The organism is Amycolatopsis saalfeldensis (assembly GCF_900110575.1).
Classification (GTDB): Bacteria; Actinomycetota; Actinomycetes; order Mycobacteriales; family Pseudonocardiaceae; genus Amycolatopsis; species Amycolatopsis saalfeldensis.
In genome coordinates this window covers 506,141-529,347 of sequence record NZ_FOEF01000002.1, presented here as the reverse complement: position 1 = coordinate 529,347, position 23,207 = coordinate 506,141, and the positions used below count along the sequence as shown (strand labels likewise).

The 23,207-nt window shown below is 72.1% G+C and carries 24 protein-coding genes; 10 read left to right on the top strand and 14 right to left on the bottom strand.

All coding sequences use genetic code 11. The features are described 5' to 3' along the window. Positions 1-55 precede the first annotated feature (55 nt). From BMY97_RS06580 to BMY97_RS06555, 6 genes are all read left to right on the top strand, one after another. Entirely contained in the window at positions 56-2,419 is a 2,364-nt protein-coding gene (locus tag BMY97_RS06580) for a glycosyl hydrolase family 95 catalytic domain-containing protein (RefSeq protein ID WP_091613966.1), read from the top strand. Between the two features lie 78 nt (positions 2,420-2,497). Then, positions 2,498-2,866 (top strand): DoxX family protein, encoded by a 369-nt coding sequence (locus tag BMY97_RS06575; RefSeq protein WP_091613963.1) that lies wholly within the window; start codon positions 2,498-2,500, stop codon positions 2,864-2,866. 132 nt (positions 2,867-2,998) lie between these two features. Continuing rightward, a complete protein-coding gene (locus BMY97_RS06570; protein ID WP_091613961.1) occupies positions 2,999-3,853 on the top strand; it encodes a LysR family transcriptional regulator in 855 nt (284 codons plus the stop codon). Positions 3,854-3,946: 93 nt separating this feature from the next. Then, the gene (locus BMY97_RS06565) at positions 3,947-4,297 is read left to right on the top strand and encodes an ArsR/SmtB family transcription factor (protein WP_091613959.1); all 351 of its coding nucleotides are present in this window, start codon (positions 3,947-3,949) and stop codon (positions 4,295-4,297) included. Then, positions 4,275-4,601: an SRPBCC domain-containing protein gene (locus BMY97_RS06560; protein WP_091613956.1), complete on the top strand. Its 327-nt coding sequence runs from the start codon at positions 4,275-4,277 to the stop codon at positions 4,599-4,601. Before BMY97_RS06565 ends, BMY97_RS06560 begins: the two co-directional genes overlap by 23 nt. 61 nt (positions 4,602-4,662) lie before the next feature. After that, entirely contained in the window at positions 4,663-5,295 is a 633-nt protein-coding gene (locus BMY97_RS06555) for a dihydrofolate reductase family protein (protein ID WP_091613953.1), read from the top strand. Here the strand turns inward: BMY97_RS06555 and BMY97_RS06550 are convergent. From BMY97_RS06550 to BMY97_RS06500, 11 genes are all read right to left on the bottom strand, one after another. Continuing rightward, positions 5,278-6,198, bottom strand: coding sequence for a cobalamin-binding protein (locus BMY97_RS06550; protein WP_091613950.1), 921 nt, complete (start codon positions 6,196-6,198; stop codon positions 5,278-5,280). The genes BMY97_RS06555 and BMY97_RS06550 overlap by 18 nt on opposite strands. Before the next feature lie 100 nt (positions 6,199-6,298). After that, positions 6,299-6,985 (bottom strand): DUF4190 domain-containing protein, encoded by a 687-nt coding sequence (locus tag BMY97_RS06545; protein ID WP_091613947.1) that lies wholly within the window; start codon positions 6,983-6,985, stop codon positions 6,299-6,301. A 51-nt stretch (positions 6,986-7,036) separates the two neighbouring features. Further along, positions 7,037-8,161: a serine hydrolase domain-containing protein gene (locus BMY97_RS06540; protein WP_091613945.1), complete on the bottom strand. Its 1,125-nt coding sequence runs from the start codon at positions 8,159-8,161 to the stop codon at positions 7,037-7,039. Continuing rightward, positions 8,158-9,738 (bottom strand): ABC transporter ATP-binding protein, encoded by a 1,581-nt coding sequence (locus tag BMY97_RS06535; RefSeq protein WP_091613942.1) that lies wholly within the window; start codon positions 9,736-9,738, stop codon positions 8,158-8,160. Before BMY97_RS06535 ends, BMY97_RS06540 begins: the two co-directional genes overlap by 4 nt. Then, the gene (locus BMY97_RS06530; RefSeq protein WP_091613939.1) at positions 9,735-10,625 is read right to left on the bottom strand and encodes an ABC transporter permease; all 891 of its coding nucleotides are present in this window, start codon (positions 10,623-10,625) and stop codon (positions 9,735-9,737) included. The genes BMY97_RS06535 and BMY97_RS06530 overlap by 4 nt, the downstream gene beginning before the upstream one ends. Further along, positions 10,622-11,578, bottom strand: a complete 957-nt coding sequence (locus tag BMY97_RS06525; RefSeq protein WP_091613937.1) for an ABC transporter permease — start codon at positions 11,576-11,578, stop codon at positions 10,622-10,624. Before BMY97_RS06525 ends, BMY97_RS06530 begins: the two co-directional genes overlap by 4 nt. Continuing rightward, on the bottom strand, positions 11,575-13,185 hold the full coding sequence (locus BMY97_RS06520; protein ID WP_091613935.1) for an ABC transporter substrate-binding protein: 1,611 nt from the start codon (positions 13,183-13,185) through the stop codon (positions 11,575-11,577). The genes BMY97_RS06525 and BMY97_RS06520 overlap by 4 nt, the downstream gene beginning before the upstream one ends. Before the next feature lie 38 nt (positions 13,186-13,223). After that, positions 13,224-13,658 carry a thioesterase family protein gene (locus tag BMY97_RS06515; RefSeq protein ID WP_177231211.1) on the bottom strand — a complete coding sequence of 145 codons (435 nt, stop codon included), beginning with the start codon at positions 13,656-13,658 and terminating at the stop codon, positions 13,224-13,226. Continuing rightward, on the bottom strand, positions 13,651-14,604 hold the full coding sequence (locus BMY97_RS06510; protein ID WP_091613931.1) for a 3-hydroxyacyl-CoA dehydrogenase NAD-binding domain-containing protein: 954 nt from the start codon (positions 14,602-14,604) through the stop codon (positions 13,651-13,653). Before BMY97_RS06510 ends, BMY97_RS06515 begins: the two co-directional genes overlap by 8 nt. Continuing rightward, positions 14,597-15,490 carry a beta-keto acid cleavage family enzyme gene (locus BMY97_RS06505; protein ID WP_091613928.1) on the bottom strand — a complete coding sequence of 298 codons (894 nt, stop codon included), beginning with the start codon at positions 15,488-15,490 and terminating at the stop codon, positions 14,597-14,599. The genes BMY97_RS06510 and BMY97_RS06505 overlap by 8 nt, the downstream gene beginning before the upstream one ends. Then, positions 15,490-16,341 carry a TetR/AcrR family transcriptional regulator gene (locus BMY97_RS06500; RefSeq protein WP_091614622.1) on the bottom strand — a complete coding sequence of 284 codons (852 nt, stop codon included), beginning with the start codon at positions 16,339-16,341 and terminating at the stop codon, positions 15,490-15,492. Before BMY97_RS06500 ends, BMY97_RS06505 begins: the two co-directional genes overlap by 1 nt. Positions 16,342-16,539: 198 nt before the next feature. On the opposite strand from BMY97_RS06500, the gene BMY97_RS06495 reads away from it, so the two are divergent. Further along, on the top strand, positions 16,540-17,157 hold the full coding sequence (locus tag BMY97_RS06495; RefSeq protein ID WP_091613926.1) for an enoyl-CoA hydratase-related protein: 618 nt from the start codon (positions 16,540-16,542) through the stop codon (positions 17,155-17,157). Between the two features lie 36 nt (positions 17,158-17,193). Here the strand turns inward: BMY97_RS06495 and BMY97_RS06490 are convergent, their stop codons facing one another. From BMY97_RS06490 to BMY97_RS06480, 3 genes are read right to left on the bottom strand one after another with little or no spacing between them, the layout of a single operon-like run. Then, positions 17,194-17,991 (bottom strand): carbon-nitrogen hydrolase family protein, encoded by a 798-nt coding sequence (locus BMY97_RS06490; RefSeq protein ID WP_091613923.1) that lies wholly within the window; start codon positions 17,989-17,991, stop codon positions 17,194-17,196. A 14-nt stretch (positions 17,992-18,005) separates the two neighbouring features. Further along, positions 18,006-19,322: an MFS transporter gene (locus BMY97_RS06485; protein WP_091613920.1), complete on the bottom strand. Its 1,317-nt coding sequence runs from the start codon at positions 19,320-19,322 to the stop codon at positions 18,006-18,008. Beyond that, positions 19,319-20,080, bottom strand: coding sequence for an HpcH/HpaI aldolase family protein (locus BMY97_RS06480; RefSeq protein WP_091613918.1), 762 nt, complete (start codon positions 20,078-20,080; stop codon positions 19,319-19,321). The genes BMY97_RS06485 and BMY97_RS06480 overlap by 4 nt, the downstream gene beginning before the upstream one ends. A 133-nt stretch (positions 20,081-20,213) precedes the next feature. Between BMY97_RS06480 and BMY97_RS06475 the strand changes: the two genes are divergently transcribed. The 3 genes from BMY97_RS06475 (at position 20,214) to BMY97_RS06465 (ending at position 23,175) form a co-directional block, all read left to right on the top strand. After that, on the top strand, positions 20,214-20,888 hold the full coding sequence (locus tag BMY97_RS06475) for a GntR family transcriptional regulator (protein WP_091613915.1): 675 nt from the start codon (positions 20,214-20,216) through the stop codon (positions 20,886-20,888). A 77-nt stretch (positions 20,889-20,965) separates the two neighbouring features. Beyond that, a complete protein-coding gene (locus BMY97_RS06470; RefSeq protein WP_091613912.1) occupies positions 20,966-22,288 on the top strand; it encodes a M20/M25/M40 family metallo-hydrolase in 1,323 nt (440 codons plus the stop codon). Next, positions 22,288-23,175 (top strand): alpha/beta fold hydrolase, encoded by an 888-nt coding sequence (locus tag BMY97_RS06465; RefSeq protein ID WP_091613909.1) that lies wholly within the window; start codon positions 22,288-22,290, stop codon positions 23,173-23,175. Before BMY97_RS06470 ends, BMY97_RS06465 begins: the two co-directional genes overlap by 1 nt. Positions 23,176-23,207: the final 32 nt, after the last annotated feature.

The following is a 23,207-nucleotide window of genomic DNA, read 5'->3' as shown; positions in this document are numbered from 1 at the left end:
CGCTGCACCCTCGCACTGCGACCGGTTTCCGCCTTCAACGCCGAACGGACCCGTCATGTCGAATCTCCCTCTTCCCCCCAGCCGGCGCACCTTCCTCAAGCTCGGCGGCGCGGTCGGCGCCGGCCTTGCGCTGAGCGGGTTTCGCCCGTTCACCGCGCAAGCCGCGCCCGCTCGCCCGGCGACCGCCGACCTGGTCGGCGAGCCCGCCGCGACCACCCTCTGGCACCCCGCGCCCGCGGCGGAGGAGCACGTCATCGAGCAGGGCCTCCCGATCGGGAATGGTCGGATCGGTGGCCTGGTCGGCGGTGACCCCGCGGCGGACTTCGTCTACCTCACCGACGCGTCGGTCTGGACCGGCACGCTGAACGACGAGCTGGACTCGGACGGCCAGTTCCCCTACGAGCGCGTCCAGTTCGGCACCTTCGGCCTGCTGGCAAAGGTGCGGCTGAAGATTCCCGGGCACACCGGGGTGTCCGGCTACCGCCGCGCCCTGGACCTGAGCAACGGCCTGGTCACCGCGACCTACGGCGTCGGGAGCGCGAAGTACCGGCGCGAGGTCTACGCGAGCCACCCCGACGACGTGGTGGTGATCCGGCTGAGCCAGCAGGGCGGCGGGTCCTACACCGGCTCGGTGACGCTGGAGGGGACCCGCGGCGAGACGGCGACGGCAGGCGACGGAGTCGTCTCCCTCGGCGGCAAGTTCGACAATGGGCTGAAGTACGCCAGCGTCGTCACCGCCGCGAGCCGGGGCGGCCGGGTCGCGGTGAACGGCACCGAGGTCACCTTCACCGGCTGCGCCGAAGTGGTGATCGTGGTCTGCGGCGGCACGAACTACGTGCCCGACGCCGCGCGGGACTACCTCGACGCGGGGGCGGATCCGTCCACAGTGGCCACCGGCAAGGCCAAGGCCTCGGCCGCCGCGTCCGGCACCGCGCTGCTGGCCACGCACGTCCGGGACTACCGCCGGCTCTACGACCGGATGACCGTGGACCTCGGACGGTCGCGGGACAGCCAGCGCGCGCTGGACTCGTGGTCGCGCCTGACCGCGCGGCACAACGACCCCGGCACCCCCGACCCCGAGCTGGAGGCCAGCTACCTGCAGTTCGGCCGCTACCTGGTGATCACCGGCTCGCGCGACAGCCTGCCGATCAGCCTCCAGGGCCTGTGGCTGAACAACAACACGCCGGACTGGATGAGCGACTACCACACCGACATCAACATCCAGATGAACTACTGGCTGCCCGACCGCGCCGGGCTGTCCTCGTCGTTCGCTGCGCTGGCCGATTACTGCCTGGCGCAGCTACCGTCCTGGAGCGACACCACGCAGCGGCTGTTCAACGACCCGCGGAACCGATTCCGCAACTCCAGCGGCAAGATCGCCGGCTGGGCGGTGGCGTTCTCCACCAACATCTACGGCGGCTCCGGCTGGTGGTGGCACCCGGGCGGCAACGCCTGGCTGTGCAACAACCTGTGGGACCACTACGCGTTCACCCAGGACCGGGACTACCTCGCCCGGATCTACCCGCTGCTGAAGGGCGCGTGCGAGTTCTGGGAGTCGCGGCTGATCGAGATGACCGTGGACGGCAAGGTGGTCCTGGTCGACGACGCCGACTGGTCGCCCGAGCACGGCCCGCAGGACGCGAAGGGCAACACCTACTCGCAGGAGATCGTCCACAACCTGTTCGGCCACTACCGGGAGGCGACCGAGCTGCTCGGCCGCGACCGCGCGTACGGCAGGACGATCTCCGGCCTGCAGGCGCGGCTGCACCTGCCGGCGGTCAGCCCGGTCACCGGCTGGCTGCAGGAGTGGCTCTCGCCGGACAACCTCGGCGAGACGGCGCACCGGCACCTGTCGCCGTTGATCGGGTTCTTCCCCGGCGACCGGATCACCACCGACACCGCGCCGCCCGAGCTGCTGGACGGGGTTCGCAACCTGCTCATCGCGCGCGGCATGGACAGCTTCGGCTGGGGCTGCGCCTGGCGGTCGTCCTGCTGGGCGCGGCTGAAGGACGCGGACCGGGCGTACCAGCTGCTGCTCACCGTGCTGCGGCCTTCGGTCAACAACGGCAACGGCACGGCGGCGAACTTCTTCGACATGTACAGCCAGGGCAGCTACACGATCTTCCAGATCGACGCCAACCTCGGCGCGCCGACCGCGATGCTGGAGATGCTGCTGTACTCGCGCCCCGGTGTGATCGAGTTCCTGCCGGCGTTGCCGTCGGCCTGGGCGGACTCCGGGCGGGTGACCGGGATCGGCGCGCGGGGCGGGTTCGAAGTGGACCTGGAGTGGCGTGGCGGCAAGGTCACCAGAGCGACCGTGCGCAGCGTCGGCGGCACCGAGACGGAGCTGCGCGCGGGGAGCTGGCGTCGGAAGATCAAGCTGCGCCCGCACGAGTCGGTCACGGTCACGCCGCACTGAGCCGCCATGCCTCGACGGTCCGCCCCCGATCGGTATAACGTTCAACTACCTTGGGGGCGGACCGGTTCAGGAGGCGGCATGAACATCGTGTTGTGGGTTCTCGCGGGCATCACCGCCGCGGTCTACCTCGGCGCCGGGGGCATGAAGCTGGTGACGCCACGGGAGAAGCTGCTGGAGAACCCGAACCTGGGCTGGGTGCAGGACTTCCCGGGCGGCGCCGTGAAGCTCATCGCGCTGGCCGAGGTGCTCGGCGCGCTCGGGCTGATCCTGCCGCGGGCGCTGGACATCGCACCGGTGCTGACGCCGATCGCGGCCGTCGGCCTGGCGATCGTCGCGGCGGGCGCGATCGTCGTGCACGTGCGGCGCAAGGAGCCGAAGGCCGTGCCGGTCAACGTGGTGCTGCTGGTGCTGGCGGCGATCGTGGCGGTGGGCCGTTTCGCCGGCTGAACGCCGGTCGTCGCCCGTGACCGCGCCCGGGCGCGCCCCGGCCCGCGTTCGGCGCGCCCGGGCGACAGCGCCCGTCGCGGCCGGGGCAACTGGCCTACCCTGGGGGCCTGAACAGGGACGGGAGGCCCGCCGGTGGACGTCGACCTGCGGAAGGTCCGGTATTTCGTCGCCGTGGCCGAGGAATTGCACTTCGGCCGGGCGGCGGAGCGGCTGCACATCGCGCAGCCGGTGCTGTCACGGCAGGTGCGGGCGCTGGAGGAGGAGCTGCACGCGCAGCTGTTCGTCCGTGACCGTCGCTCGACCGAGCTGACTGCCGCCGGGCGCCAGCTGCTGGAGGACAGCCGTCCGCTGCTGGCGTCGGCAGATGCGCTGAAGCGGCGCGTGACCAGGGCGGCGCGCGGCTCGGCGAGCTTCACCATCGGCTTCATGCCCGGGCTGACCGTCACCGACGCCGTGCGGGCGCTGACCGCCCGCCATCCCGGGCTGACCATCGAGCTGGTCCGGACCACCTGGGACGACCAGACCGAGGTGCTGCACGACGGCCGCGCGGACGTCAGCCTGGTCCGGCTGCCGGTCGAGCCGCGCGGCCTGTCCGTGCGGCCGATGTTCGAAGAGCCGCGCGTCGCGGTGCTGCCGGACGCGCATCGCCTGGCGGGCAAGGAATCCGTGAGCATCACCGACCTCGCCGCCGAGCACCTGCTCAACGATCCCGACGCGGTGCCGGAGTGGCGCGACATCGCCGTCGAGCTGAGCTCCGGCGGCCGGCCCCGGGCCCACGGCTACCACAGCATCGAGGAGAAACTGGAGCACGTCGCCGCCGGGCGGGGCATCGCGATCGTGCCACTGTCCACTTCGGAGTACTACACCCGGCCGGACGTGACCTGCGTGCCCGTCTCCGACCTCCCGCCGAACCAGGTCAGCCTGGCCTGGATGGCGTCCCGCCGCTCCCGCCTGATCCACGACTTCGCCGAGATCGTCACGGCCTGAGCTTCGCCGCTCTTTTCCACGCGTTGATCACGGCACCTTGCCGCTGCCGCGTATTTAAGGTAAGTCTTAAATACAGACGACGAGGGGACGACGATGGAGACCCTGGACCGCACTCTCGGGGCGCTCGCGCATCCGGTGCGCCGCGAGATTCTCGACCGGCTGACCGCCGGGCCGAAGTCGGTCACCGAGCTGGCGGAGCCGTTCGCCCTGTCGCTGCCGGCGGTGTCGATGCACATCCGCACGCTCGAGAAAGCCGGGCTGGTGACGAGGAGCCGGGATGCGCAGTGGCGGCCCTGCGCCCTCGCGGCCGAGCCCATGGGGGAGCTGTCGGAGTGGCTTGAACGCTACCGCCGGTTCTGGGAGCAGAGCCTGGACCGGCTCGACGCCTATGCGCAGACCGTGAAACGGGAGGAAGCCGCCGATGCCGCCCACACCGAGGATTGAGGACGCGCTCCTCACGCCGCGCGAGGTCGTCTTCACCCGGACTGTGAGGGTCGAACGGAGCCTGGTGTGGCGGCTGTGGACCGAATCGCGTCATCTCGCGCAGTGGTGGGGGCCGCACGGCTTCACCAACCCGGAGTGCGCGATCGACCCGCGGCCCGGTGGCCGCCTGGGCATCCTGCTGCGGTCGCCGGACGGAGACGAGTACCTCAACGTCGGCGCCGTGCAGCTGATCGACCCTCCCGCGCAGCTGGTGTTCACCGTCGCCCTGCTGAACCGGAAGCACGGGAGAACCTCGCCGGCATGAGCGACGGCTGGAGCGGCAGCCTGCGCCGGTTGTCGATGCTGGCCGAGGAAGGAGCCGTCACGTGAGACGACTGGTGCTGAAGATGTCGATGAGCCTCGACGGGTATGTCGCCGGGCCTGACGGGCGGATCGACTGGCTCATGCGCACCCTCGATTCCGAGGCCACGGCCTGGATCGGGCAGACGCTGCGGCAGGCCGGGGCGCACCTGGTCGGCCGCCGCACCTACGCCGACATGCTCGGCTACTGGCCCACGTCCACCGAGCCGCTGGCCGCTCCGATGAACACCATCCCGAAGATCGTCTTCTCGCGATCCGGCGACCTTGAGCACGAAACGACAACGGCACTGCGCAACGCGACCGACGCGCGGCGCGAGGCCGGGCTGCCGGTGGTGTCGCCGGCCGACGGATGGGCAGCCACTCGGGTACTCGGCACCGACCTCGCCGCGGAAATCGCCGCGCTCAAAGCGGAACCGGGCCAGGACCTGCTCGCCCACGGCGGCGCCTCTTTCGCCCGAAGCCTGGTCGGGCTCGGCCTGGTCGACGAGTACCGGCTGCTGGTCCATCCGGTCGTGCTCGGCTCCGGGCTCGCGCTCTTCTCCGGGATGACCGCGTTCGACCTGGCCGCGGTCCACACGACGGCGTTCCCCGGTGGGGCCGTGGGCATCGTCGGCCGGCCGCTACCGGTGGCGCGGTAGAAGTCCTCGGATCCGCCGGGCCTCCGCGGCGGTCACCGGGGGATCGGCCTCGATGCCGTGCAGGACCGACGCGAGGATTTCCGCACCGCGCACCACCCGCGGGCCCGGGCGGTTGAAGTAGGCCGGGCCGTCCAGCAGCCAGACCTCGGCGGCCAGCCGGTCCCAGCCCGGCAGCCCGGTCAGCAGGGGCAGTTCGGCGGCGGTGCGGTCCGGGGTGAAACCGCACGGCAGTAGCAGAAGGACGTCCGGGCGGGCGGCGACCACGGCGTCCCACGCCATCGGCCGGGTGTGCTCACCCGCCTCGGCCAGCAGGGGAGTGCCGCCGGCCGCGGTGATCTGCTCGGGCACCCAATGCCCGGCGGGCCACAGCGGGTCGAGCCACTCCAGCGCCACCACCCGCGGCCGCGCCCGCCCGGCGACGCGCGCGCGAACGGCGTCCAACCGCGCCGACAGGGCCCGCACCCGTTCGCGGGCCAGTGCGGGAACGCCCAGTGCGTCGCCGAGAGTCGTGACGCAGCCGAGCACTTCGCCCAGCCGCCGCGGTTCGAGGCTCAGCACCCGCGGCCCGGCGTCGAGCATTCGCACCGCCTCGGCGACGCGGGTGTAGGAGACGGCGCAGACCTCGCAGAGGTCTTGGGTGAGGACCAGGTCGGGGGCCAGCCCAGCGAGCCGCGCGGTGTCCACGGAATAGAGGGACGAGCCGCGGTGCGCCGACCCACCCACGGCGTCCGAGATCTCACGGCTGGAGAGCACCGCGTCGTCCAGGTCGGCCGAGGTGACCACGGGGACCGCTTCGACGCCCGGCGGCCAGTCGCACTCGTGCGTGCGCCCGACCAGGTCATCGAGCCGGCCCAGCTCCGCGACCAGGTCGGTCGCGGCCGGGAGGAGCGAAACGATCCGCATGGGTCCACGGTAGACCGGCCGAGTCTTCTGTATAACGCCCTATACGGTGTGGCTCGCGTGTCGGGCAGACCGCACCGGCAAAGACAAAAACCGCACCGAATCAGTCGCCGAGGGAGCCGATGTCGGCGTCGGCGGTGGCCAGGCCGTAGCCGCTGGCGTCGGACTGCTTGAGTACCTTGCCGTCGACCTCGATGCTCACGTGGATCGAGCCGGAGCCGCTACCCTGGGCGATGATGCTGACGAGCTGGAAGGCCGGCCCGTCGGGCAGTTCGATGCTCTTCTGCCACGGCAGGTTCGCGTTCGATTCGCTGCTGGTGGAGGTCCCGCCGTCGTTCGTGTAGCTGATGGTGCTCGCCTTGCCGGTTCCGGTGACCTTGTAGACGACGGTGTGCTTGTCGGAGGCCGCGGCCTTGTCCGGCGCTGCGGCGGCGGGCGTCCCGAGCGACACCGCCGGCGGGGCGGCGGGCAGTGAGTTCGCACTGTCGGAGACGGCCTTGCCGAACGCGGCCACCCAGATGATGCACACGACCAGGCCCAGCGCCGACACGATGATCCCGGCCAGTGCGAGGCCCTTGTTCGTCGCCCCTCCGTGGTTGGCGCGGGCGAAGCCGATGATCGACAGGCTGAGCCCGACGATCACCAGCGGCCACGCGATCACGCCGATGAACGGGATGGGCGAGAAGACCAAGCCGATGAGGCCGGTCACGAACCCGGCGGTGCCGAGGCCGTTGCGCGGGGCCGCGGCGGGGTACGGCGCCACGGGCGGATAGGGCTGTTGACTGGTCACGGTGATCCTTTCGAACGGGTCGAGTGATCAGTCGGCAGCCCGGGTGTTTTGTTACTTTCCGTTACGCTCTTGTGTTCTCAACGCCCCGTCCAGCGCAGCCAGCAGCGAAGACGCCCGCATGTCCACGTCTTCGGCCTGCAGTTCGTTGGTGGCGAACGAAAAGCCCACCCCACGGGACGGCCACGCTCCGTGGCGGCCGCCGCCGGCGCCGGAGTGGCCGAAGGCGGCCGGGTCGGCGGTGGGTGGGCCGTAGGTGCCGATCGGGTCGGCCAGTTCGTAGCCCAGGCCGAAGCGCAGGGGGCGGTCGTTGATCGCGTCGATGCCCTCGGACCAGGTGCGCGTGGCCTGCGCCAGCACGGCGGCGGGCAGCAGGGCGCCGGTCAGCACCAGGTCGTACAGGCGTGCCATCGCGCCCGCCGTGGCGACGGCGCCGCCGGCCGCGAGTTCGGCGCCGCGGTAGGCGGGGGAGTTCATCGTGTCGGTGGAGTCGAGCAGGCCGCGGTACATCCGCTCGACGATCCGCCGCCGCTCGGGGTCCTGCAGGAACGTGCTGATCCGGTAGCCGGGCGCGCGTTGGAGAGTCGCGACGGGGACCGTCGGCGGCGTGCCCAGCCGCAGGTCGAGGTCGTGCGGTGCGGCCAGGAGCTCCTGCACCAGCTCGCCCACGCGCTGGCCGGTGACGCGGTGCACCAGCTCCGTGACGAGGTAGCCGTAGGTCAGCGCGTGGTAGGCCACCTTCGTCCCCGGCGTCCACAGTGGACGTTGGGCGGCGAGGGCGGCGGCGTTCGCCGCGTTGTCCGCCATCGGCAGGTCCGGTTCGACGTACGGCAGGCCGACGGAGTGTGCCAGCACCTGCGAGACCGGGACGTCCGCCTTCCCGGCCGCCGCGAACTCCGGCCAGTACCGGGCGACGCGCTCACCCGGGCCCAGCAGCCCGTGCGCGGTGAGCACGGCGACCACCGTCGCCACGATTCCCTTGGTACCGCTGAAAACCACGACCCGGGTGTCCCGCGTCCACGGCACCCCGGGCGACGCCGACCCGCCCCACAGCTCGACGAGCGGCTCGCCCCGGCGCACGACGCTGAACGCCACACCGCCCGACGAAGCCGCGACGATGTCCGCGAACGCGTCCTGGACGGCCTCGAAACCCGGCCGCACCTCACCGTGGACCGTCATAAGCGCGGTGTATTCGCCAGCAGCTCACGGGTGTAGGAATGCGAAGGGGACTTCAGCACGTCATCGACCGTACCCTCCTCGACGATCTCCCCGCCGCGCAGAACGGCCACCCGGTCGGCGACCTCGGGTGCCAGCGCGATGTTGTGCGTCACGAACAGCATCGCCATGCCCAGCTCCCGCCTCAGTTCGCCGAGCAGCTCGACGATCGTGGCCTGCACCGAGACGTCCAGCGCGGAGGTCACCTCGTCGCACACCAGCACGTCCGGCGTGGTGACGAGCGCGCGGGCGATCGCGGCCCGCTGCCGCTCCCCGCCCGAGAGCTGGTCGGGCAGCCGGTTCGCCAGCTCGCGCCCGAGCCGGACCCGGTCCAGCATCTCGGCGACGCGGTCCCGCCGCTGGGCCCGGGACAGCGAAGTGAGCCGTACCAACGGAACCTCGATGGACTGCGCGACCGTCTTGCGCGGGTTGAGCGAGGAAAACGGGCTCTGGAACACGTACTGGATCCGCCGCCGTTCGTCGTTGCTGCGCTGCCGGGTGGCGGACGCGAGCGACGTGCCCTCCAGCGCGACGGTGCCGGTGTACTCCCGCGCGAGCCCGGCGATGCACTGCGACAGCGTGGTCTTGCCGGACCCGGACTCGCCCAGCAGCATCACGCATTCGCCCCGCGTCACCGAGACGTCGACCCCGCGCAGCACCTGAAGGTCGCCGAAGGAGACGTGGATCCCGCGCGCCGCCAGCACCGCGTCCGACGGCGGGGGAGCGGCGCCCGCCTCCGCGGCGAGGTCGGGCACGGCGGCCAGCAGCCGCCGGGTGTAGGCGTGCGCGGGCCGTCGCAGGACCTGGTCCGCGGGCCCGGTCTCGACCACGTCGCCCTGGTACATCACCGCGACCCGGTCGGCCAGCTCCGCGACCACGGCCAGGTCGTGCGTGATGTACAGCGCCGCGACGCGGTGCTCGGCCGTCAGCGAGCGCACGGTCTCGAGCACCAGCGCCTGCGTCATCACGTCGAGGCCGGTCGTGGGCTCGTCGAGCACGACCACGCTCGGCCGGCAGGCGAACGCCATCGCGATGCCCACGCGCTGCTGCTGCCCGCCGGAGAGCTGGTGCGGGTACCGGCGCCGGTAGTCCTCGTCCGCGGGCAGCCCGACTTCGGCCAGCACCTCGGCGACGCGGTCCTCGACCGGGCCCGGATAACCGTGCGTCTCGAGGACTTCCGCGATCTGCAGGCCGATCCGCAACGCCGGGTTCAGCGACAGCGCGGGGTCCTGCGGGATGTAGGCGATCACGTTGCCGCGCAGCTTCCGGCGCCCGGCGGCGTCGAGGGCGAGGATGTCGACGGGCTCGCCGTCGCGCGGGCGCACGGTCACCGTCCCGCCCGCGGAGGCCAGGCCGCGCCGGAAGTGCCCGAGGGCGGCCAGCCCGGCGGTGGTCTTGCCGGAGCCGGACTCGCCCACCAGCGCGAGCACTTCCCCGGGCGCGATCGCGTACGAGACGCTGCCGAGTACCGCGCGGCCGGCGGCGGTCCGCACCGCCAGCCCGGTCACTTCCAGGGCGGGTCCGGCAGTGGATCCGGTCATGAGCGGGCCTCCCGGGTGCGCCCGGCCGCGGCCGAGGCGAGCGAGTCGGCGACGAGGTTGGTGCCGACGGCGAGCAGCGCGATCGCGGCCACCGGCAGCAGCACGCCCCACGGCTGCACGACCAGCGCGATCCGGTTCTCGTTGATCATCAGGCCCCAGTCGGCCGTGGGCGGCTGGATGCCGAGGCCCAGGAACGACAGCGAGGCGATGTAGCCGATGGAGAACGTCAGCCGCAGCCCGACCTCCACCATCAGCGGGCCGGTGATGTTCGGCAGGATCTCGCGCAGCAGGATCTGCCCGCGCGGCACCGCGTACATCTCGGCCGCCCGGATGTAGTCGCTGCCCCGCACCGCGACCGTGGCCTGACGGGCGACCCGCGCGGTGCGGGGCGCGTGCGTCAGCCCGATCACCAGCACCAGCAGCCAGCCCTTCGGCCCGATCACCGCGATCGCGAGCAGTGCGATGACCAGCTGGGGGAAGGACAGCAGGACATCGTTGCCGCGCATCAGGATGCTGTCGAGCCAGCCGCCGCCGTAACCCGCGATCATGCCGATCAACGCGCCCAGCACGATCCCGAGGACGGTGGCGAGCACCGCGTACAGCAGCAGGGTGGTGCCACCGGAGAGGAACCGGGTGAGCACGTCGCGGCCGAGGCCGTCGGTGCCCGCGATCCCGTCCGGCTTGAACGGCTTGCCCGCGAAGTCCGTGGTGCCGTAGCCGGTCAGCACCGGCCCGAGCCACGGTCCGAGCAGCGCCACCAGCACGACGACGCCGGCCAGCACCGTGCCGACCTTGGTTTGCGGGAACGCCCAAGCGGTGCGCCACAGCCCGGCGCGCTTCACCGGGGCTTCTTCGGATACCGACGGCACAGTTTCCACGGCGGTCATCGGACACTCTCCGTCCGCAGCTTGGGATCCGCGAGGATGCCGACGACGTCGGCGATCAGGTTCACCACGATGTACACCGCGGCGATGATCAGCGTGATGGCCTGGACCACGGCGACGTCGCGCTTGCCCACCGCGTCGATCAGTGCCTGGCCGATTCCCGGGTAGCGGAACAGGAATTCGACCACGACCACCCCGCCGGCGAGCCACGCCAGCTGCAGCGCGACCACCTGCGCGACCGGCCCCACCGCGTGCGGCAACGCGTGGCGCACCAGCACCGTCCGCTCGCGCAGGCCCTTGAGCCGGGCCATTTCGACGTAGCCGGAGTCGAGGACCTCGTTCATCGTCCCGCGCATCATCCGCGTGATGTACGGCATCACGACCAGCACCAGGGTGACCACGGGCAGCACGAGCTGGCTCGGCTGCCGCCACACCGCCTCGCCGGGCGGGGTGAGCGTGACCGACGGCAGGACCTTGAACACCGTGGTCGCGAACAGCACGATCAGCGCCAGGCCGATCACGAACTCCGGCAGCGCGGCGATCACCAGGCTGATCCCCGAAATGGCCTGGTCGGTGGCCCGGCCGCGGCGCAGCGCGCTCCAGGTGCCGAACGCGAGGCCGAGCGGCGTGGCGATCACCGCGGCGAGCACCAGCAGGACCAGTGACGCCGAGACGCGGTCGGCCAGCAGCGCCGTCACCGGGCCCTGGGTGGAGGTCGACGTGCCGAGGTCGCCGGTGAACAGCCCGCCCAGCCAGTCCAGGTAGCGCTGCCAGACCGGCTCGTCGAGGTGCAGCTGGTGCTGCAGCGCGGCGATCCGCTCCGGTGTCGCCTGCTGGCCGAGGATGGCGCGCGCCGGGTCGCCCGGCAGCAGCAGTGTCGCGACGAACACCAGCAGCGTCACCAGCCACAACACGGCGAGGCTCACGAGCAGGCGTTTGACGATCAATCGGGTCATGCCGCACCTCCCTTTCCCGGGTCGGCGGGCGCTGTGCCGAGCCAGGCCTCGCGGAACTGGTAGCCCGAAAGCGAGATCCCGGTCCGGTCGGGCACCAGCCCGGCGACGTAGGCCTGGTGGGCGTCCACCTGGTCGACGAAGCCCCAGACGATCAGCCCGCCCCGGTCGTACTCGATCCGCTGGGCCCGGTGCAGCAGCTCGCCCCGGGCCTTGGCGTCCACAGTGGAGCTGGCGCGCGTGACCAGGTCGGTGAACTCCGGGTCGCTCCAATGGGTTTCGTTGTACGGCGCCTTCGGCAGCGAGCCGCTCGCGACCTGAGGCAGGTAGTTGCGGGTGTACCAGAAGTCCTGCGCGAAGTCCCAGGACAGGTAGTTCTCGCCGTAGAACGTGGTGGTGTCGAGCTTGCGGATGCGGACGGTCACCCCGGCCGCCTTCGCCTGCTGCTGGAACACCTGCGCCGCCTCGACCGCGCCCGCCTGGATCGGCGCGGTGACCAGCTCGACGTCGAGGTCCGGCTTCCCGGCCGCGGCCAGTAGCCGTTTCGCCTCGTCGATGTCCTGCTTGCGCTGCGGCAGGTCTTTCGCGTACGCGGGGTCGAACGGCGCGTAGAGGTCGTTGCCCACCCGGCCCTGGCCGCTGAGCACCTGGTTGATCATCTGCTCGCGGTCCACCACCAGCCGCAGCGCCTGGCGCACCCGCACGTCGTCGAACGGCGGCCGGTCCACCCGCATGGTGAACGGCAGCCAGGTGCCGGTGTCGGAGGTGAGGACCCGCATCCGGGGATCGCTGCGCAGCACGTCGACCAGCGCCACCGGGACCTGGTCGATCGCGTCCACCTGCGAGGACAGCAGCGCGTTGATCCGGGCGTCGTCCTCGGCGAAGTTGATCAGCACCAGCTGGTCGGCGTAGGGCTGGCCGGGCCGCCAGTAGTGCTCGTTGCGCACGAAGGTGCTCTGCAGCCCGGCGGTGAACTGGCCCATCCGGAACGGGCCGGTGCCGATCGGCCGCTTGAGGTCGAAGTCGGCCGGCACGATGCCGAGCGAGTACTGGCCGAGCAGGTCGTCGAACCCGGCGTTCGGCTCGGTGAGCCGGAACTCCACGGAGTGGTCCCCGGACGGGACCACCTCGCCGAGCATGGTCAGCCCGGCGGCGCCGCTCTTCGGGTCCTTGGGGTCGGTGATCCGCTTGAACGTGGCCACCACGTCCGCGGGGGTGACCGGGCGGCCGTCGTGGAACTTGACGCCCTCGCGCAGCACCGCGGTCCACGTCCGCGCGTCGGGCGAGGAGGTCAGCGACTGCGCCACCACCGGCTGCAGCCGGTATTCGTGGTCGCGGATCAGCAGCGGCTCGTAGAGGTTGATCACCCGGGCGATGTCCGGGTTGGTCGCCGGGATGTGCGGGTCGATGGTGTCGGACGCGCCGCCGCCGGTGACGCCGACGCGCAGGGTGCCGCCGCGTCGTGGCGGGCCGGTGGGCGCCGCGGCCGCGACGCCGCTCCCGCCGCACGCCGTGAGCAGGGGAGCGGCGCCCAGCAACGCGGCACCACCGACGGCCGCGGTCAGGAAACCGCGGCGGGTCAGGGAATTCGGCTTACATCGCTCTTCCATGGGTGTCTTCCGGTGGGGACGGTGGTGCTCGGGAGGGTTCAAGCGATCGCGCGCCCCGCGTAGTCCGGGACCGGGCCGGCGTACCGGCTGAGCCGCGCCGCGACGTCGTCGGGGAACGGCGAGGCTCTACCGCCGGCGACGTGCAGGCACAGCAGTTCTTCGGTGGCCACCAGCTCGCCGCCGACGCGCATCTCGTGGCACAGCCGGGTCTTCTTCGCCCCGACCGACAGCACGGACGTGGCCACCTCCAGCCCGGCGTCCGCGCCGACCTCTCGCAGGTATCGGACGTGAGCCTCCACTGTGTACAGCGAGGCGCCGGTGGCCGCGCGGTAGGCCGGGTCGAGGCCGGTGGCGTCCATCAGCGCGGTGGTGGCGTCGCCGAAGACGAGCACGTAGTACGGCTCGGAGAGGTGGCCGTTGTAGTCGATCCACTCCGGACGGACCCGGTCGCGGTGGACCAGCGACTCACCCACGGCGGGCCGACCCGACGGCTTCCTGGATCGCGATGATCGCCCGGTCCCGCTCGGCGACGAGGTCGGCGATGGTGCGTTCGCCCGCCTCCTCCTCGCAGCCCTCGACCACGGCGTCGCGCAGCTTCTTGGTCAGCTCGGGCGCGTCGAGACGGGTCCACGGCGACTTCAGCGACGGCCCGAAGTGGTCGAGCATGTGCGCCATGCCGCCCTCGCCGCCGGCGAGGTGGAAGGTGAGCATCGGGCCCTGGACCGGCCAGCGCAGGCCGGGCCCGTCGGTGATGGCGGTGTCGATCTGCTCGACGGTGGCCTCGCCGTTCGCGACCATGTGCAGGGCCTCGCGCCACAGCGCCTCCTGCAGCCGGTTCGCGATGAACCCGGGCACCTCGTCGGCCATGGTGATCACGGTCTTGCCGACGTGGCGGTAGAACGCGCCGGCCCACTCGACCGCCTGCGGCGAGGTCAGCTTCCCGCCGACGACCTCGACCAGCGGGATCAGGTACGGCGGGTTGAACGGGTGGCCCACCACGAGCCGTTCCGGCGTCTTCGCCGCGACCTGCATCTCGGTCATGCCGTAGCCCGAGGTCGACGACGCGACGACCACGCCGGCCGGGGTGACGGCGTCGATGTCGGCCAGCAGCTTCTGCTTGAGCGCCAGGTCTTCCGGCGCGCTCTCCTGCACGAATCCGGCGCCTTCGACGGCCTCGGCCAGGGTGGCCGTCACGGTCAGGTGGTCGCGGCTCGCGCCGTCGGCCAGGCCGAGGCTGGTGAGCGCGGGCCACGCGGCGTCGACCAGCCGCGTGAGCTTCGCGGCGGCGTCCGGTGCGGGGTCCCACGCCCGGACGCGGTAGCCCCGGGCGAGGAAGTGCGCGACCCAGCCGCCGCCGATCACGCCCGCGCCGACGCAGGCGACAGTGTCGATGGTGTCCACAGCGGATACGTCAGGCATGGACCCGCTCCTTCAGCCCGAGGATCCGGCGCGCCCGGTCCGGGCCGACGACCGTGGCGCCGAGGTCGCTCACGATCCCGACGGCGCGCTCCACCAGCTGCCCGTTCGTCGCCTTGACCCCGCGGGCCAGGTACAGGTTGTCCTCCAGCCCGACCCGGACGTGCCCGCCGAGCAGCACCGACTGCGCGACCCACGGCATCTGGTCCCGCCCGATCGCGAACGACGCCCACTGCGCGCCCTCGGGCAGCAGCTTCACCATCGCGCCCAGCAGCCCTGGGTCGACGGGCGCGCCGTACGGGATGCCCATGCAGAGCTGGAACAGCGGCGGCGCGTCGATCAGGCCCTCTTCGACCATTTTGGACGCGAACCACAGGTGCCCGGTGTCGAAGATCTCCAGCTCGGGCTTGACGCCGAGCTCCTGGATCCGCCGCGCGCCGAGGCGCAGCATGTCCGGAGTGGACACGTAGAGCTGGCTGCCCTCGCCGAAGTTCAGCGAGCCGCAGTCGAGCGTGCAGATGTCGGGCAGCAGCTCCTCGACGTGGGGGAGCCGCTCCAGCGCGCCGACCAGGTCCGTGCCGTCGACCGGCTTGAGCGGGTCCTCCTGGTCGAGCACCAGGTCGCCGCCCATGCCGGCGGTCAGGTTGACCACGACGTCCACATCGGACTCGCGGATCAGCCGCACCGCCTCGCGGTACAGCGCGACCTCCCGCGAAGGCGCCCCGGTCCCGGGCTCGCGGACGTGGATGTGCACCACCGCCGCGCCGGCGTTGGCGGCCTCGATCGCGCTGGCGGCGATCTCGGCGGGGGTGACCGGCACGTGCGGGCTCCGGCCGACGGTGTCACCGGCGCCGGTGAGGGCGCAGGTGACGATGACCTCGTGGTTCATCAGGCTCCCTTGACGATCGAGGATTCGATGAAGTCGTGCAGGTGCTTGCGCATGGTGGCCACGGTGCAGCCCGGCTTGTGGGTGAGCACCTGGATGCCGAGGCCGTCGATCAGCGCGGTGAGCTGCTCGGTGGCGGCCTCGGGGTCGGCCACGTGGAACGCGTCCTGCTCCTGGCCGGTGCGGATGGTCATGAGGATGGTCCGGTGCCAGCGGTCGTACGAATCGGTGTACAGCGACCGCAGCGCCGGGTTGAGCGAGACCTCGTTCCACACCTGCAGCCAGACCGACCATTCGGCGTGCAGCACGCCGTCGGCCGGGAGTTGCAGCTCGACCAGCTTCAGCAGCCGGTCGTGGGCGCCGTCGACGGCGTGCAGCTCGGCGACCTGCCGGTCGAATGCGAGCTTCACGTTGCGCCGCAACGCTTCGTTCAGTACCTCGGTCTTGCTCGGGAAGTGGTAGTGGATGGTCGCGGTGCTGGTGCCGCACGCCTTCGCGATGTCGGCGATGCGCACCCGGTGGTAACCGCGCTCGGCGATGAGCTGCCAGGCGGTCTCGAGGATCCGCCGCCGCGGCTCGGACTGCCCGGGTTCGCCGGCCAGCCGCGTGGCCGGCGCCGGGACCGCCGTGACGGTCTTCGCGTCGTCGCTGCCGTTGAGCAGCCAGTTGACCGTGACGCCGCAGTATTCGGCGACGCGGACCAGTTCGTGGGGCGAGAACCGGCGGGTGCCGGTGAGCGCCTTGGACAGTTTCGTCTCGTCGAGCCCGATCCCGGCGGCGAACTCCCGCTGGGCTCCCGGCATGGACCGGATCAGCTCCCGGACCCGCGTCCGCAGCTGCTCCGTCTCGTCCATGCCGGAGGACGGTAGCCCGGCGTTGCGATAATCGCAATACTCGACCTGGCTCGCGACGGGCTGCACCGCCAGATCGCTGCTGCGAAAGGGAATTGCGGCGGGCGCTTGACTGTCGGGTCAGTCGAGGGGCGAATTGCCATCGGAGGGCGGTGCAGCTACCGTGCCCCGCATCCGGTCCTCCGCGCCACCAGGAACACCATGACCGCCGCGTCCCCGAGCGTCGTCCGCACCGAAGTCTTCGACGGCGTGCTCGTCGCGACCATCGACCGTCCCGGCGGCAACGCCATGGACCGGCACGTGAGCCGCGCACTGTACGAAGCGATGACGCGGCTGAGCGGCGACCCCGGCCTCCGCGCCGGCGTGCTCACCGGCGCGGGCCGTGAATTCTTCTGCGCCGGCTGGGACCCGACGCCCGGTGCGGGCGGGATCGCCGGCGTCCACGACCTGTTCCGCGTCGGCAAGCCGCTGATCGCCGCCGTGAACGGCCTCGCCCGCGGCGGCGGGTTCGAGCTGGCGCTGGTGGCCGACCTGATCGTGGCCGCCGACCACGCCGAGTTCGCGCTGCCGGACCCGCCCGCGCGGGTGCCGGGCGAGCTCCCGGAAGAACTGGCGCAGCAGCTGCGCGACGGCGACGGCCGGCTGACGGCGGCGGCCGCGGCGCGCTGGGGCCTCGTCCACCACGTCGTCCCCGCGGGCACGGAACTGACGGTCGCCCTCGACCTGGCGCACCGGCTCGCCGCGGCCCCCGGCGCGGCCGCGGTGGTCAAGGAAATCGGCCGTGGCGCGGGAGAACCGGAAGAGGACCCGGCCCCGTAAGCGACCGGACGCCGCCGGTTTCCCGCCGCGCCCGGCTCAGCGTTCGACGACCGTGAAGCGGCGCAGTTCCAGCGCCGGGTTCTTCGCCCGCACCTCGGCGATCCGGGCGGCCGTCACGTCGGCGACCGCGGTGCCGGTCTGCTCGCCGAGCGAGGCGACCACCACGCCCATCGGGTCGACGACCAGGCTGGTGCCGGATCCGGTGGGCGCGGCCTGGTCCGCAGCGGCGACGTACACGGTGTTCTCGATCGCGCGCGCCCGCACCAGCGTGCTCCAGTGGTATTCCTTCAGCGGCCCCGGCACCCACTCCGCGGGCAGCAGCACCACCTGGGCGCCCGCGTCCGCGAGCCGCCGCGTCACCTCGGGGAAGCGCAGGTCGTAACAGGTCTGGAGGCCGAAGGTGAGGCCGTCGACCTCGAACGTCTCCGGGGCGGTGATCTCCCCGGCCTCGACGACGTCGGACTCGCGGAAGCCGAACGCGTCGTAGAGGTGGATCTTGCGGTACAGCGCGGCGATGGCGCCGTCCGGACCGGCCGCGACGAGCGTGTTCGAGATCCGGGATCGGCCCGGCAGCGCCTCGTTCATCCCGGCGACGACGGCGACACCGCGATCCTTCGCGAGGTCGCGCAGCCCGGTGACGAAGGCGCCGTCGAGGTCCTCGGCGGAGTCGACGAACCGCCGGTCCATCGCGGGCACCGTGAACATCGTGTACTCGGGCAGCAGCACCAATCGGGCGCCGCGGCCCGCGGCCTCGTCGACCAGGCGGGTCACCTCGGCGAGGTTGGCGGGCTTGTCGTCGGTCGGGGCGAACTGCGCGACGGCGACGTCGACCATGGGGGAGTGTCCTTTCAGGAGCTGGGGATGCGTTCGATGCGGCCGAGCACGGCCGTGTAGCAGAAGATCCCGGCCAGCAGCACCGCGCCGGTGAGCAGGAACGCGCCGGAGAACGAGCCGGTCAGGTCGACCACGGCGCCGGTGACGATCGGGGCCGCGATGCCGATCAGGTTCGCGATGAAGTTGACCAGCCCGCCGAGCGTGCCGGAGGTGCCCTCGGGCGCGATCACCGCGACGATGCTCGACCCGGCCGGCACGGAGACGGCGAGCCCGGCGGCGCCGATCGAGAGGAACACCAGCGCCACCGTGATCGACCCCGCGTAGGCGGCGCCGGCGACGGCGAGCGAGACCAGCATGCTGGTCACCAGCACGAGGCGCCGGGCCCGGGTTTCGTTGCCGCTGCGGGCGATCAGCCGGTCCATCACCACCCCGCCGACGAGGAACTGCGCGAGCACCGCGACCAGCCAGGGGATCATCGTGTAGAAGCCGCCGGCGAGCAGGTTGACGCCGAACTGCTTCTCCAGGTAGCCCGGCAGCCAGGTGAGCAGCACGTAGTACGCATAGGTGTAGGACGCGTAGCCCAGGGCCAGACCCCAGGTCTTGCGGCGCCGCAGCAGGTTTCCCAGTCCGGTGAGCGAGCTGGGCGCCGGCGCGTCCTCGTCGTCCGCGCCGCCTTCACGCAGGTAGGCGTACTCCGCCTCGGACAGCCGGCCACGGGCCAGCGCCTGCTTCGGCGTCAGGTAGAGCAGCCACCACACCGCGAGGTAGACCAGGCTCAGCGCGCCGGTGAAGAGGAACGCCGCGTGCCAGCTGAACGCCGTGACCAGGAACGCCATCACCGGAATGCCGATAACGTTGGAGATCTTGGCGCAGCCGTCGAAGACCGCCGTGGCCCGGCCGCGCTCGTGGCGCGGGAACCACTGGCCGATCGCCTTCCAGCCGGCCGGGATCGTCGGCGCCTCGCCGAACCCGAGCACCAGCCGTGAAGCCAGCAGCAGCCCGAGCCCGCCCGAGGCGGCGGTGAGGAACGACGCGACGGCCCACAGCGCGGCCGCGGCCCGGTTCACCCAGCGGACGCCGATCCGGTCGATCATCGAGCCGATCGGCAGCTGCAGCAGGGCGTAGGTCCACAGGAACGCCGACGAGACCACGCCCAGCTGCGCCGCGCTGAGGTGGAACTCCCGCATCATCTCGGGCCCGGCGATGGACAGGTTCACGCGGTCGACGTAGTTCACGAACGTGCCGACGCCGAGCACCCCGGCGATCGTCCAGCGCACCCGGCCGGCCGTGCGCGCCCGCGTGCCCGCCGGTGCCCGCTGCGCGGTGGTCATTCCGCGGCCGTGCTCTCTTGAAGCGCGGCCGTTTCCTCGAACGCCGCGGTCAGCCCGGCGGCGAGCGCGCCGTGCTGCATCGTGAGCGCCAGCTGGCCGGCGCCGTGCCGTAGCGCGAACTCCTTTTCCGCGCGGCTCCACGCCGGCAGGACCCACGGCTTCCCGGCGGCGCGGGCGGCGTCGGCCACCCGGCGCAGGTCCGCGAAGTCGCCCTCGGCGCGGGTGTAGGCGCCGCGCTCGCGACGCAGCGAGAGGTCCGAAGGGCCGACGAACACACCGTCCACTGTGTCCAGTGCCAGGATCTCGGCGACGTCCTCCAGCGCGCCCGCGTCCTCGATCATCGGCAGGCAGCGCGTGCGCCGGTCCTGCTCGGCCACCCACTCGTCGGTGAACCCGCCGTACGCCGTGGTGCGCCCGCCCGCGAAGCTGCGGTCGCCCAGCGGCGGGAACTTCGCGAAGGCGGTGACGGCCTTGGCGTGCGCCGCGTTCTCCACGTGGGGGATGACCACGGCGTCGGCGCCGAAGTCGAGCGCCTGCTGGATCGGGCCGCGCTCGGGGCCGAGCACCTTGGCGAGCACCTCCAGGCCGAGCGAGCGCAGGAACGGCACGAACCGCTCCAGGTCCGCCAGGTCGAAGGCGCCGTGTTCGATGTCGAGCACGGCCGCGCCGTAGCCGATCCCGCGGGCGATCTCGGCGGCGGCGAAACCGGGGTCGGAAAGCCAGACGGCGTAACGCCGATCGGCGGGGACTGGGGGCATCCGGACCTCCTCCGCACGGGGTGGCCGAAGCCACCGCAGATTGTGTGCACCGTGTATACACGATGGATATCACCGGGTCCAGAGGTGTAGGCTCGCCACCGCGCCGAAGCGGGCGCCGGACGAGGGGAGAGGCATGACCACCACCGCACCGGGCACGGTTCCGGTCGAGGGCGGCGGACCGGCCCGTGACCGGGTGTACGCCTGGCTGCGCGACGGGATCATCTCCGGCGAGCTGGAGGGCGGCCGGTTCCTCGACGAGCTGTGGGTCTCCGGGGTGGTGGGCGTGTCCAGGACGCCGGTGCGCGAGGCGTTCCACCGCCTGGAGGCCGAGCGGTTCATCAGCCTGCTGCCGCGCAAGGGCGCGCAGGTCCGCACGGTCACCGCGCGCGAGCTGGAAGAGGTCTACCAGAGCCGCCGGCTGATCGAGGGCCACGCGCTCGGCGAGGTCTGCGCCGCGCGGGCGGGCGCCCCGGCCGAGATGGCCGGGCTGATCGAGGCGATGGACCGCGCCGGCAAGGACCGTGACTGGTTCGCCGTCTCGGGCCTGGACCGCCAGTTCCACCGCGCGATCGTCAACGCCGCGGGCAATTCCGTGCTCACCGAGCTGTACGACACGCTCCGCTCGCGCCAGCAGCGGGTCGCCGTCCGCGCGCTGGAGGCCCGGCCGGAACGGCTGTCGATCATCGACGCCGAGCACCGGCAGCTGGTCGCGGCGATCGACGCGCACGAGCCGGCCGCCGCGCTGCGCCTGCTGAACGAGCACCTGCGCCCGGTGTCCGAGGTGGTCTCCGCGCTCGAGCGCGGTTGAGTCTCTTCGGAAGCACGTAGCGGGTCCCGCGGTGCGGGACGGCGGCGTCCGGCCGGGCCGGATGATAGGAATGGCCGGTGACCGAACCGAACCTGATCGACGCCGCCGCGGACGAGGCCGTCACGCTGACCAGCGAGCTCATCCGCATCGACACCACCAACACCGGCGACCCCGAAACCCTCGTGGGCGAGCGCGCCGCGGCCGAGTACGTCGCGGAGAAGCTGACCGACGCCGGCTACGAAATCACCTACGTCGAGTCCGGCGGCAAGGACCGGCACAACGTCGTGGTCCGGCTGCCCGGCACCGACCGCTCGCGCGGCGCGCTGCTGATCCACGGCCACCTCGACGTCGTCCCGGCCGACCCGTCGGAGTGGTCGGTGCACCCGTTCTCCGGCGCGGTGCAGGACGGTTACGTGTGGGGGCGCGGCGCGGTCGACATGAAGGACATGGTCGGCATGACGCTGGCGCTGGCCCGGCACTACAAGATCAACGGCATCGTGCCGCCGCGCGACCTGGTGTTCGCCTTCGTCGCCGACGAGGAGGCCGGCGGCAAGTTCGGCGCGCAGTGGCTGGTGGAGAACCGGCCCGAGCTGTTCGAGGGCGTCACCGAGGCGATCAGCGAGGTCGGCGGCTTCTCGATCACGCTCAAGGACAACGTCCGCGCGTACGTGATCGAGACGGCCGAGAAGGGCATCCGCTGGATGAAGCTGCGCGTGCGCGGCACCGCGGGCCACGGCTCGATGATCCACCGGGACAACGCCGTCACGAAGCTCGCCGAGGCGGTCGCGAAGCTCGGTCAGCACCAGTTCCCGTTGGTGCTGACCGATTCCGTGCGCGAGTTCCTGGCCGGCGTCACCGAGATCACCGGCTGGGACTTCCCCGAGGACGACCTCGAGGGCTCGGTCGCCAAGCTGGGCAACATCTCCCGGATGATCGGCGCGACCCTGCGCGACACCGCGAACCCGACCATGCTCACCGCCGGCTACAAGTCGAACGTCATCCCGTCGGTCGCCGAGGCCGCGGTGGACTGCCGGATCCTGCCCGGCCGCATCGACGCGTTCGACCGCGAGCTCGACGAGCTGCTCGGCCCGGACATCGAGAAGGAGTGGATGGAGCTGCCGCCGGTCGAGACCACCTTCGACGGCGCGCTGGTCGACGCGATGACGGCCGCCGTGCTCGCCGAGGACCCGGGTGCCCGCACCCTGCCGTACATGCTGTCGGGCGGCACGGACGCGAAGTCGTTCCAGCAGCTGGGCATCCGCAACTTCGGGTTCGCGCCGCTGAAGCTCCCGGCCGGCCTCGACTTCTCCGGGCTCTTCCACGGCGTCGACGAGCGGGTGCCCGTCGAGGCGCTGAAGTTCGGCACCCGCGTGCTGGACCGGTTCCTGCGCTCGTCCTGATGCCGGACTTCACGCTCGCCGACGGGACGCCGCTGCACGTCGTGCGCCGGGGCGACCCCGAGGCGGCCGTGACCGTGCTGCTGCTGCACGGGTACGCGCTCGACCAGCGCAGCTGGGACCGGGTCGGCCCGACGCTCGCGGCCGCGGTCGACGAGCCGCTCGCGGTGGTCAGCTACGACCACCGCGGGCACGGCGGCTCCGGGCGCGCCCACCGCGGCACGGCGACGATGGCCCGGCTCGGCGACGACCTGGCGGAGGTGCTCGAACGCGCCGTGCCGGAAGGGCGCGTGGTGCTGGTCGGCCACGACATGGGCGGGCTCGCGATCATGTCGCTGACCCAGCGGCACCCGGAGCTGTTCGCCCGCCGCGCGGCCGGGCTGGTGCTGCTCGCGACCTCGTCCGGGCGGCTGGCCACGGAGGCGTCGGCGGCCTGGCCGAACGCGCTGGGCAAGCTGGCGCAGGACCTGGAGCTGGTGCTCGGCGGCAAGCTGTACGGCCTGGTCCGCCAGCGCACCAGCCGGGCAGTGAGCGCGGGCCTGCGGTGGTGGCTGTTCGGCGACGACCCGAACCCGGACCTGGTCGAGCTGACCGTGAAGATGATCCGCGGCAACTGGCCGCACACCGTCGCGCAGTTCCGGCCGGCGCTCGACGCGTACGCGCGGGAGGCGGCGCTCTCACGCGTCGGCGGGCTGCCGGTGACGGCGATCGTGGGGGAGCGGGACCGGATCGTCGCGGCCGAGGACGTGGAGCAGCTGGTCGGCGGCCTGGCGAACGGGACGGCCGTGGTGCTGCCGGGGATCGGCCACGTGGTCCCGCTGGAGGCGGCGGCGCAGGTCGTGCCCCGCATCATCGCGCAGGTGCGCGCGGCCTACCGCGAGGACTCGTGAGTGTCCTGGACGGTTCTCACCGTCGTGAACAC

Bases quoted from the DNA above. Each gene is read 5' to 3' on its own strand.
- BMY97_RS06535 (WP_091613942.1), bottom strand. From the start codon at position 9,738: ATGACCGGATCCACTGCCGGACCCGCCCTGGAAGTGACCGGGCTGGCG.
- BMY97_RS06490 (WP_091613923.1), bottom strand. From the start codon at position 17,991: ATGGTCGACGTCGCCGTCGCGCAGTTCGCCCCGACCGACGACAAGCCC.
- BMY97_RS06465 (WP_091613909.1), top strand. From the start codon at position 22,288: ATGCCGGACTTCACGCTCGCCGACGGGACGCCGCTGCACGTCGTGCGC.
- BMY97_RS06580 (WP_091613966.1), top strand. From the start codon at position 56: ATGTCGAATCTCCCTCTTCCCCCCAGCCGGCGCACCTTCCTCAAGCTC.
- BMY97_RS06475 (WP_091613915.1), top strand. From the start codon at position 20,214: ATGACCACCACCGCACCGGGCACGGTTCCGGTCGAGGGCGGCGGACCG.
- BMY97_RS06505 (WP_091613928.1), bottom strand. From the start codon at position 15,490: ATGAACCACGAGGTCATCGTCACCTGCGCCCTCACCGGCGCCGGTGAC.
- BMY97_RS06575 (WP_091613963.1), top strand. From the start codon at position 2,498: ATGAACATCGTGTTGTGGGTTCTCGCGGGCATCACCGCCGCGGTCTAC.
- BMY97_RS06495 (WP_091613926.1), top strand. From the start codon at position 16,540: ATGACCGCCGCGTCCCCGAGCGTCGTCCGCACCGAAGTCTTCGACGGC.
- BMY97_RS06540 (WP_091613945.1), bottom strand. From the start codon at position 8,161: ATGACGGTCCACGGTGAGGTGCGGCCGGGTTTCGAGGCCGTCCAGGAC.
- BMY97_RS06560 (WP_091613956.1), top strand. From the start codon at position 4,275: ATGCCGCCCACACCGAGGATTGAGGACGCGCTCCTCACGCCGCGCGAG.
- BMY97_RS06565 (WP_091613959.1), top strand. From the start codon at position 3,947: ATGGAGACCCTGGACCGCACTCTCGGGGCGCTCGCGCATCCGGTGCGC.
- BMY97_RS06520 (WP_091613935.1), bottom strand. From the start codon at position 13,185: ATGGAAGAGCGATGTAAGCCGAATTCCCTGACCCGCCGCGGTTTCCTG.
- BMY97_RS06500 (WP_091614622.1), bottom strand. From the start codon at position 16,341: ATGGACGAGACGGAGCAGCTGCGGACGCGGGTCCGGGAGCTGATCCGG.
- BMY97_RS06510 (WP_091613931.1), bottom strand. From the start codon at position 14,604: ATGCCTGACGTATCCGCTGTGGACACCATCGACACTGTCGCCTGCGTC.
- BMY97_RS06530 (WP_091613939.1), bottom strand. From the start codon at position 10,625: ATGACCGCCGTGGAAACTGTGCCGTCGGTATCCGAAGAAGCCCCGGTG.
- BMY97_RS06525 (WP_091613937.1), bottom strand. From the start codon at position 11,578: ATGACCCGATTGATCGTCAAACGCCTGCTCGTGAGCCTCGCCGTGTTG.
- BMY97_RS06485 (WP_091613920.1), bottom strand. From the start codon at position 19,322: ATGACCACCGCGCAGCGGGCACCGGCGGGCACGCGGGCGCGCACGGCC.
- BMY97_RS06550 (WP_091613950.1), bottom strand. From the start codon at position 6,198: ATGCGGATCGTTTCGCTCCTCCCGGCCGCGACCGACCTGGTCGCGGAG.
- BMY97_RS06480 (WP_091613918.1), bottom strand. From the start codon at position 20,080: ATGCCCCCAGTCCCCGCCGATCGGCGTTACGCCGTCTGGCTTTCCGAC.